Source organism: Paenibacillus sp. MAEPY2, from assembly GCF_000499205.1.
Lineage (GTDB): Bacteria > Bacillota > Bacilli > Paenibacillales > Paenibacillaceae > Paenibacillus > Paenibacillus vandeheii.
This window is the reverse complement of the sequence record NZ_AWUK01000120.1, coordinates 1-883: the sequence shown is the minus strand read 5'-3', so window position 1 is coordinate 883 and position 883 is coordinate 1. Positions and strand designations below refer to the sequence as shown.

Genomic DNA, 883 nt, shown 5'->3' with positions numbered 1-883 from the left:
TTTTATATCCTCTGAAGGATGATAGGGGAGATACATTTGCCTATTTTGCAATTGATACGAACGCAAGTAGTATCCCAACATCGATTGGTAAGTACCTAATTACCTCACTGTACGTTTTCATTGCATTCATCATCCTATTCATCAGTACTCAGTACTTTACACTTAGAAGAATTCTCCCTGAAGAAGAATCTGAAAACAAATAATTTCACACTTAAAAGATCGGACTTTATTGTTCGATCTTTTTTTTTGCAGCTATTTCACCGATATAAATTGAATAAAGATTGGATTGAAAGAAATGTATGTTTTTAAAAGAGAGAATATGAGTTGGGCCAATTCTTCCATAAAAAGTACGTCAAATTATAATTTTTATCAAGAGAGGGATTTTCAAGCATCGTAGTTATCTAAAGAAGGAGAGAGATAATAATGTTTAGTTGGTTCAGAAAGAAAGCTAAAACCTCCATTAGTGGTAGTGATGTAGTAGATAATTATACTAGTAACACGAAAATTAGAGAGTCTTATTTAGAAGAAGAGATACAACCTGAAGTAAAGGTAATTAAGTACCCAGAATTAGAAAATAAAATATATTTTATGGAAAACAATATAGAACGTTCTTTTCCGGAACAATTTGAAGATGTAGACAGTGGGGAAATCATCTATTTTCATAAAGATAAGTATTTTCAGACTATAGAAGAAGAATTAGCTCGATCTGGTATTGGAGAAAAAATAGATAGAATTGAAATAGTATGTGGCCTTGATGGTTCAGGTGATTGTGGAGTCAGGGTTGTAGATAAAAAATTATTTATAACAATAAGAATTCAATCACTCATACTGGGAATTGGCCGAGAAGGGTACATTCAAGATTATGAAGAAGAACAGAATAGTA

Annotated in this window: 1 protein-coding gene and 1 pseudogene; both read left to right on the top strand. The window is 31.7% G+C overall.

The window, feature by feature from the left end; translation table 11 throughout:
* Positions 1 to 203 (top strand): annotated as a pseudogene (locus P364_RS38435) (hypothetical protein); the annotation flags it as partial.
* Between the two features lie 220 nt (positions 204 to 423).
* On the top strand, positions 424 to 883 hold a 460-nt coding region (locus P364_RS35945; protein ID WP_036695362.1), incomplete at its 3' end, for a hypothetical protein.